Here is an 8,935-nt window from a genome sequence, read left to right as displayed (position 1 = left end):
GAGGCTTTGTCGGTCGCAGCAAGCCGACGGCGAGCGCGCGGAACACCGGCTCCAGCGCCTCAAGCGGTACGCCTTGCGCAGGAAAATTACGCATGATGATCCCCTCGCCCATGGCAGCCAGTGACGCCACAGCGAGCTCCAGATCGGTGACAGGATCGATCTCGCCGCGTTCCTTCGCTGCAGAAAATGCTGCGAGAAGCTCTTCGCGCATCAGGCCTTCGTGAAGTTCACAGATCGCGGCAACGCTTTCGTTTCGCATGGATTCGGCGCGCACCTCGACGAAAAGACGGGCGCTGGAATCGCGAGGGCCTGGCCCCTCGTCATTCATCGACATCTTGCGTACGTGATCGAGGCCAACATTCGTGATGGCATCAACGATATTATTTGACTGCGACATCCGTGCGAGAATTTCCGCACTTTGCTGGCGGTGAGTCGCGGCGATCTTCTCGATGATCGCTTCTTTCGAAGGGAAATAACGGTAGAGTGCTCCCGGGCTCATACCGGCTTCCGAGCAGATCTCGTTCATGGACGCGCCACGAAAACCGGAGCGGATGAAACAATTCATCGCGGCCGTGAGGATGCGTTCTTCCTGCGCTTCGCGATTGCGCGCGCGCTTGCCGAAGAGCTTGGCGACGAAACAACGAGGTTCGTCGTCCGCAGCATCCACTGAAATGTTTGCAGCCTGCTTTGGCAGGACGTGATCAACCATAGAGCACCAAAAAAAGAGAGAACRTTCTCTCTCATTTACACGATGGACAAGGGAAGATCAATACGAGAATGATCGCTCTCGTTTCATTTTTGACAAACTGAACGAGTCGTCAGGAAAACTTGCCGGAGCGCGGGAAACCCTTCGGCACCATGCGCCCGGCTGTCGCGCGGGGRCCAGCCCATTCCAGCAGTTCCAATTTGCCGCGAGTGAAGCTGCGGCCGGACGCGTCCTGCCATGTAAGGCCCTGCTCCATCGTGAAAACGCGGATATCAGCGACGCCGCCATCCTTATAGCGTTGCAGACGAACACCCTTTCCGCGTGCAAGTTCTGGAATTTCGGTGAGGGGGAACACCAGCATCTTGCGGTTTTCGCCGACGATCGCAACGCTATCGCCGCTGATGGGGATGCAATGACGTGCTTCATCGGGCGCCTTGACGTTCATCACCTGCTTGCCCTTGCGCGTATTGGCGATCACCTCGGCCTCGGGCACAAGGAAGCCGTTGCCCACATGTGACGAAAGGAGCAGTTTTCGCTCCGGATTGTGCACGAAGGCGGTCACGATATCCTGGTCGTTTTCCATGTCGACGATGATCCGGATTGGCTCACCGTGACCCCGCCCGCCCGGCAGGCTGTTCGCGCCGATCGTGTAGAACTTGCCGCCGGTCGTCAGGACGAGGATACGGTCCGTGGTCTCGGCGTGGAAGGCGAGCTTGAGCTTGTCGCCCTCCTTGAAGGTCAGCGTCGAGAAGTCCGCCAGATGCCCCTTCATGGCGCGCAACCAGCCTTTTTCGGAGACGACGACCGTTACCGGCTCCTTCTCGATCATGGCGTGGTGCATGTCGGTCAGATCATGCTGCGGAGCATTGGCGAAGGTGGTGCGGCGTTTGCCGAGGGGCGTATCCGCGCCGTACTTTTTCTGCATCTCGGCGATCTGCCAGGAAATCGTCTGCCATTGCTTGGCGTCGGACCCCAGCAGTTCCTCGATCTGCTTTTTTTCGCCCGTCAGACCGTCGAATTCCTTGCGGATCTCAAATTCCTCAAGCTTGCGCAAAGAACGCAAACGCATGTTGAGGATGGCTTCAGCCTGGTTATCGGTGAGGTCGAAGCGGCGGATCATTTCCTGCTTCGGCTCATCTTCCTCGCGGATGATGCGAATGACCTCATCGATATTGAGGTAGGCAATCAGCATGCCGCCAAGAATTTCAAGGCGGCGCTCGATCTCGCCGAGGCGATGGCGGGAACGTCTTATGAGGACGTCCTGCCGGTGTTCCAGCCATTGCTTAAGCACATCGCGCAGCGACAGGACGTTCGGTACCTTGCCGTTCGAAAGCACATTCATGTTCAATGGAAAGCGCGTTTCAAGCTCGGTGAGCTTGAACAGGGATTCCATGAGGATTTCTGGATTGACGCTGYGGCTCTTGGGCTCCAGTACGAGCCGCACGTCTTCCGTGGACTCATCGCGCACGTCGTCCAGCAGCGGCAGCTTCTTCGCAATCAGCAGCTCGGCGATCTTCTCGATCAGCCGTGATTTCTGCACCTGATACGGAATTTCGGTGACGACGATATTCCAGGTGCCGCGCCCCTGATCCTCGACCTGCCAGCGTGCGCGCAGGCGAAACCCGCCACGGCCGGTTTTGTAGGCATCGAGAATGGCCTCTGGCGTCTCGACCATAATGCCCCCGGTCGGGAAATCCGGACCGCGAACTTTGGTCTTCGACGGGTCCTCATCCTCGGTCTGCGACATCAGCTCTTCGACCGTTGCATCCGGATGCTTGATCAGGTTCAGCGCTGCCGCACAGAGCTCCGACACATTGTGCGGCGGGATCGAGGTGGCCATGCCAACTGCGATGCCCGAGGAGCCATTGGCGAGCAGATTCGGAAATGCGCCGGGAAGGACGATCGGTTCCTCGTCTTCCTCGTTATAAGTAGGGCGGAAATCAACTGCATCCTCGGTAATGCCTTCGAGCAGCAGCATGGCGACATCGGTCATCCGCGCTTCGGTGTAACGCATCGCCGCTGGGTTATCGCCATCGATATTGCCGAAATTGCCCTGCCCGTCGACAACTGGATAACGCACGGCAAAATCCTGCGACAGCCGCACCAGCGCGTCATAGATCGACTGGTCGCCATGCGGATGGAATTTACCCATGACCTCGCCGACAATACGCGCGCATTTCGCATAGGACTGATCAGGCGAAAGACGCAACAGGCGCATGGCATGCATGATGCGGCGGTGAACCGGCTTCAACCCGTCACGGACATCCGGCAGGGCGCGGTGCATGATCGTCGATAGCGCATAGGCAAGATAGCGTTCTTCCAGCGCCGCCTTCAGATCGACCGGTTCCACATTATCATCGCCATTGTCTGGCGGAATCAGGCTTTTTCCCATGTCAATGGACTATCAACTCGCGGAATCGCGGGCAAGCAATGATTCGCCAAGATCACAGGCTGGTGGCGATCATTGCAACGTTCAATTGCAGAGCGCTTGCGTCCACACCTCAAATCTGACTTTGTAACGCCCAAATTGCATCACAGTCTTACCGCTCCTGATGCGTTGACAGTTGAAAACAACAGGGATCAAAACATGCCTCCAATCCATCTTGTGAAATCTGGCTTGCGCCTCCTGGCCACCACCTCTGCTCTCGTCGTGGTACTTGCCGGCTCGGCCTATGCGGTCGATGGTAACGCTGTCGCCGCGCGGCTTAAGGCGGCTTACGGCGAACAAGGCGGTACAATGGAGTACAGCAATGTCGAGACGCACGACTCGACTGTGATCCTACAGGATACCAAAGTTTCGACCGCCGGTATCAAGGATGCGTTCAAAGTCGGCGATATCACGCTGAGCGATGTCACCGATGTATCAGGCGGGGGATTCAAGATCGGCGCAATGACAATGCCGGATATCAATTTCAGCCCGGAAGGTGAGCCCGACAGCAAGATCAGCGTCGAGGGCATCAAGATGGAAGGCATCTCTCTTCCGGCCGAAGGCGCGACCGAACCGTTGGCCAAGATTCTTCAATACGAGAAGGCCGAAGTCAGGCACGTGACCGTGAACGCCAAAGGCAAGGACGTCTTTGTGGCCGACGGATTGACAGCTACGGTATCGCCGCTGACTGAAACGTCGCCCGTTGCGTTCACGAGCAACGTTGCGAGCTTCAAGGCCGACCTTACTGATGTGCAAGACCCAAAGACCAAAGACGCGCTCAAAGCGCTTGGATACGAGACCATTTCTGGAAAGATCGACGCCGCGGGGACATGGAATGTGACCGATGGGCGGCTGAATATGGAAAAAATGGACTTTGTCGCGGACGATGCTGGTACGCTTGGCATCAAGCTCGACATTTCTGGCTATACGCTCGATTTTATCAAAGGCATGCAGGAAGCGACAAAGGACATGAAGGGCAAGCCCGATGAGGCGCAGGGCATGGCCATGCTCGGGCTGATGCAGCAGCTGAGCTTTACCGGTGCGTCCATCCGTTTCGATGATGCTTCTCTCACCAACAAGGTGCTCGACTATGTCGCCAAACAGCAGGGCGCCAAGCGCAGTGATCTCATCGGCCAGGCCAAGATGATACTGCCAATGGCGGCGGCGCAACTCGGCAATGCCGAATTCGCCCAATCGCTTGCGGCCGCCGTCAATGCCTATCTCGATGACCCGAAAAACATCGAGGTCAAGGCTGCTCCGGCAAAGCCGGTACCCTTTGCGATTATCGCCGCCGGCGGGATGGCCGATCCGAAATCGCTGATCAAAACCCTCGGCGTCACGGTCAACGCAAACCAGTAATCGAAACTAATCAATGAAAAAGCCCGGCAGCAATGCCGGGCTTTTTGTTTTATTGGAGTCAGTTAGAAGAGGTTTTTAAACCTCTTTCTTCACCGGATTGAGCCGAATGTTCAGATCGCGCAGCTGAGCCGGCGATACGTCCGACGGGGCATTCATCAGCAGATCATGCGCCTGCTGGTTCATCGGGAACATCGTGATCTCGCGCAGGTTCTTTGCGCCGACGAGCAGCATAACGATACGATCGATGCCAGCCGCCATGCCACCATGCGGAGGCGCGCCATATTGGAAGGCACGGTAGAGAGCGCCAAAACGTTCCTCAACCGCTTCTCGCGAATGGCCGACAGCCTCGAAAGCCTTGACCATGGTTTCCGGCAGATGGTTGCGGATGCCGCCCGAAGCGATCTCGAAACCGTTGCAGACCATATCGTACTGGAACGCCTTGATCGTCAGCGGATCCTGGTTTTCCAGCGCATCGATTCCACCCTGCGGCATGGAGAATGGATTGTGAGCGAAATCAATCTTCTTCTCGTCTTCGAGCCACTCGAAGAACGGGAAGTCGATGATCCAGCACAGCTTGAACTGTTCGCGGTCGACGAGGTTCAGTTCTTCGCCGGCGCGCGTGCGGGCGGCGCCTGCAAAGGACACAAACTTCTTGGGATCGCCAGCAACGAAGAAGGCCGCATCGCCGTCGTCGAGACCAAGCTGAATGCGCAGTGCTTCGGTGCGTTCCGGACCGATATTCTTGGCAAGAGGGCCTGCCCCTTCAAGGTTGTCGCCTTCCTTACGCCAGAAGATATAGCCGAGACCCGGCTGGCCTTCGCTTTGCGCCCAGGAATTCATCCGGTCGCAGAAAGCGCGCGAACCACCGGTTTTGGCCGGGATAGCCCAAACCTCGACCTTCGGATCGTTAGCGATCATGTTGGCGAAAACCTTGAAGCCGGAACCGGCGAAGTGCTCAGTCACCGCCTGCATTTCGATCGGGTTGCGTAAGTCCGGCTTGTCCGAACCATATTTACGCATGGCGTCGTCATAGGTGATCCGCGGGAATTCCTGCGTAACGGGCTTGCCTTCGGCAAATTCTTCGAAAACGCCGCGCAATACGGGCTCCRTGGTCGAAAGCACGTCATTCTGCTCGACGAAACTCATCTCGATATCGAGCTGATAGAACTCGCCTGGAAGACGATCGGCTCGCGGATCTTCATCACGAAAGCACGGCGCGATCTGGAAGTAGCGGTCGAAACCGGACATCATGATCAGCTGCTTGTACTGCTGCGGCGCCTGCGGCAGTGCGTAGAATTTGCCGGGATGAATGCGGCTCGGCACGAGGAAATCGCGCGCCCCTTCCGGGGACGATGCGGTCAGGATCGGCGTCGAAAATTCTGTGAAACCGACATCGGTCATGCGTCGGCGCATGGTGGCGATGATCTTCGTGCGCGACATGATGTTCTTGTGCAAGCTATCGCGACGCAGGTCGAGGAAGCGATATTTCAGGCGAATGTCTTCCGGATAGTCGAGTTCGCCGAATACCGGCAAAGGCAGTTCCTTTGCGGCGGACAGCACCTCGATTTCCCGGGCAAAGACTTCGATTTCGCCAGTCGGCATATTGGGGTTGATCGTGTCGTCCGTACGCGCCTTGACCTCGCCGTCAACACGGATAACCCATTCACCACGCACGGTTTCTGCCAGTTTGAAGGCTGGCGAATCCGGGTTGGCGACGATCTGCGTCAGGCCATAATGATCGCGGATATCGATGAAGAGAATGCCGCCATGATCGCGGACGCGATGAACCCAGCCGGAAAGACGAACAGTTGAACCTACGTCCGATTTACGCAAGGCGGCGCAGGTATGGCTGCGGTAACGGTGCATGATAAGTGCCTCTGATAGTGGGATGGACATGCGTGAAAAGCCCCGCAAGCGGTCCAGGAATTTGCGCGGACAAGCGCATTTTGAGGGTGATTTGTCAAGATCAGGATTGGGACGGAGACAAACGCATATCCATTCGCTATAGAAATTTCATGACCATGATTACAACCACTGATCAGCTTGAACAGGCTGTTGCCGCCCTCACCCAATCCGATTTCGTGACAGTCGATACGGAATTTATCCGGGAGACCACGTTCTGGCCGGAACTTTGCGTCATACAGCTCGCCTCGCCTGATCACACGGCGATCGTCGATGCTTTGGCGCCGGGCCTTGATCTTGCTGCGTTTTTCAAGCTGATGGCCGACGAAAAAATCGTCAAGGTGTTCCATGCCGCGCGCCAGGACATCGAAATTATCTTTCACCTTGGCAATCTGATCCCGCATCCGGTATTCGACACACAGGTCGCGGCGATGGTCTGCGGCTTCGGCGATGCAATCGCTTACGACCAGTTGGTGCAACGGATCGTTGGAGCGCAGATCGATAAATCGTCGCGATTCACTGACTGGCGGCGGCGGCCGCTGTCGGAAAAGCAGCTGGACTATGCGCTCGCCGACGTTACCCACTTACGCGACATTTACCTGCATCTGAAGAGCAGTCTCGAAGCGGAAGGCCGCACCGAGTGGGTTCTCGATGAGATGAAGATCCTCACCGCACGCGAGACCTATGACATGCATCCGGACGATGCCTGGAAGCGGCTGAAGATGCGCCTGCGCAAGCCGGTGGAGCTCGCTGTCCTGCGTAGCGTCGCCGCCTGGCGCGAACGGGAAGCGCGCGAACGCAATGTGCCGCGCGGCCGTGTCATCAAGGATGACGCCATCTACGAAATCGCCCAGCAGCAGCCGCGCGATGCGGAAGCGATGTCGCGTTTGCGAACGATTCCAAAGGGTTGGGAGCGTTCCAGCATGGCAACGGGCCTGCTAAACGCCGTCAATCTCGCGCTTGATCTGCCGAAGGAAGACATGCCGCGCCTGCCAAAATCCGTGCAATCGCCTGAAGGAGCAGGTGCTGCGGCCGAGCTTTTGAAGGTGCTGTTGCGGCTCGTTACCGAGGAGCACGGCGTTGCCGCGAAGGTCGTCGCAACGACAGACGAGATCGACAGGATCGCGGCGGAAGGCGATGCGGATGACATTCCGGCGCTGCAGGGATGGCGGCGCGAGGTGTTTGGCGAGAAGGCGCTGCAGCTCATCAATGGCGAGCTCTGCCTCAAATTCGAGAACAAGAAGATACGCGCCGTGGAATGGCCGGACGCCAAAACCGCAACCGAAAACAACCAAATTTCTACCGCCGATTGAAATTCTTGCGCCGGATTCGATGATTCTTGCATAGGAATCGATCATTCGTGTGCAGGAATCGCAAACTCTTGTGTGATTTCTATCCCGGACCCAAACAGGTTTGCTCGAAACTTATAGTTCGGTCGTGATCGAAGCATCGAGCCATCGATTTCTCGCATTGATCTGCGCAAGATCAATGCAGCAAAAATTGAGTAACCATCATGACCACATCGACGCTCCCTGCCCCGTCGCTTGCAAAAGAAATCGCCCTCCTCGCCGTTCTCGCGACGTTGTGGGGAGCGTCCTATACGTTCATCAAGATCGGCGTCGAAACCATTCCGCCTGTCACCTTCATCGCGGCGCGGACGCTCATCGCCGGCGGGTTGCTTCTGGCGATCATCAAGCTGCGCGGACTATCGCTGCCACGCGACCCTGCCATCTGGAAGCGCTTTCTGATTCAGGCCTGCATCAACAGCGTCGTTCCGTTCACGCTCATCGCCTGGGCGGAACTGACGGTGAATGCCGGACTTGCGACGATCCTCAATTCGACGACGCCGATCTTCGCCTTCCTTCTGACCGTCTTGATCACACGTCATGAAGCCGTGACAGGCCGCAAGCTTTTCGGCGTGGTTGCCGGTGTCATCGGCATCAGCCTCATCATCGGTCTTGAAGCGTTTCACGGCGTGGGCAAGGAAGCGCTCGCGCAACTGGCGATTGTGGCCGCGACGATCTCCTATGCCGCGGCGGCAATTTTCGGGAGAGGTTTCAAGGGGCTCGATCCAATGATGCCGGCCGCCGGCTCGCTGCTCTGCGGCGCGGTGCTGCTCATCCCGGTCAGCCTCGCCATTGACCAGCCGTGGACCATCGTGCCATCGACAGACTCGATCCTGGCACTACTTGGCCTGTCGATTTTTTCGACCGCCCTCGCCTTCGTGATCTATTTCCGCTTGATCCACACGTTGGGTTCAGTCAGCACCACATCGCAAGCCTATCTGCGCGTGCCGATCGGCGTCGGTATCGGCGTACTCTTCCTTGGCGAAAGCCTCAATCCGACCGCTTGGATTGGCCTTGTCTGCGTCATTGCGGGCGTCGCGGCCATGACGCTGCCAACGCGCCGGAGAGCGGCAGTCACATCGGCTTGAAAAAGCCCATCCCTAGAGGGTTTCAAGTTTTGACTGAAACATGCCTTCTACCGCTATCTCTCCTTCATCCCATCCCGACCTCTCCGTCATCCTCGGGCTTGACCCG

At 57.4% G+C, this 8,935-nt stretch carries 6 protein-coding genes; 3 read left to right on the top strand and 3 right to left on the bottom strand.

What is annotated here, in order from left to right; all coding sequences use genetic code 11:
* Both ACXJ5O_RS12750 and parC read right to left on the bottom strand, forming a co-directional pair.
* The coding region (locus ACXJ5O_RS12750) for a TetR/AcrR family transcriptional regulator (RefSeq protein WP_457300204.1) at nt 1-709 on the bottom strand (709 nt) is incomplete at its 3' end.
* A 109-nt stretch (nt 710-818) separates the two neighbouring features.
* Complete coding sequence (gene parC, locus ACXJ5O_RS12745) at nt 819-3,098, bottom strand: DNA topoisomerase IV subunit A (protein ID WP_457300203.1); 2,280 nt, start codon at nt 3,096-3,098, stop codon at nt 819-821.
* Nucleotides 3,099-3,293: 195 nt separating this feature from the next.
* On the opposite strand from parC, the gene ACXJ5O_RS12740 reads away from it, so the two are divergent.
* On the top strand, nt 3,294-4,493 hold the full coding sequence (locus tag ACXJ5O_RS12740; RefSeq protein WP_457300202.1) for a hypothetical protein: 1,200 nt from the start codon (nt 3,294-3,296) through the stop codon (nt 4,491-4,493).
* Nucleotides 4,494-4,568: 75 nt separating this feature from the next.
* Here ACXJ5O_RS12740 and aspS read toward each other — a convergent pair whose 3' ends face one another.
* Complete coding sequence (gene aspS / locus ACXJ5O_RS12735; protein WP_457300205.1) at nt 4,569-6,359, bottom strand: aspartate--tRNA ligase; 1,791 nt, start codon at nt 6,357-6,359, stop codon at nt 4,569-4,571.
* A 149-nt stretch (nt 6,360-6,508) separates the two neighbouring features.
* Between aspS and rnd the strand changes: the two genes are divergently transcribed.
* Together rnd and ACXJ5O_RS12725 are read left to right on the top strand one after the other, a co-directional pair.
* Complete coding sequence (gene rnd, locus ACXJ5O_RS12730; RefSeq protein WP_112530816.1) at nt 6,509-7,708, top strand: ribonuclease D; 1,200 nt, start codon at nt 6,509-6,511, stop codon at nt 7,706-7,708.
* Between the two features lie 200 nt (nt 7,709-7,908).
* Nucleotides 7,909-8,829 (top strand): DMT family transporter, encoded by a 921-nt coding sequence (locus tag ACXJ5O_RS12725; protein WP_457300201.1) that lies wholly within the window; start codon nt 7,909-7,911, stop codon nt 8,827-8,829.
* The last annotated feature ends 106 nt before the right edge of the window (nt 8,830-8,935 follow it).

The organism is Phyllobacterium sp. P5_D12 (genome assembly GCF_054049495.1).
The sequence above is the reverse complement of the archived record's forward strand: the minus strand, read 5'-3'. Positions and strand labels throughout refer to the sequence as shown.

What these genes read in the sequence shown, in the direction of transcription:
- ACXJ5O_RS12740 (WP_457300202.1), top strand. Translation starts at nt 3,294, where the DNA reads ATGCCTCCAATCCATCTTGTGAAATCTGGCTTGCGCCTCCTGGCCACC.
- rnd (WP_112530816.1), top strand. Translation starts at nt 6,509, where the DNA reads ATGACCATGATTACAACCACTGATCAGCTTGAACAGGCTGTTGCCGCC.
- ACXJ5O_RS12725 (WP_457300201.1), top strand. Translation starts at nt 7,909, where the DNA reads ATGACCACATCGACGCTCCCTGCCCCGTCGCTTGCAAAAGAAATCGCC.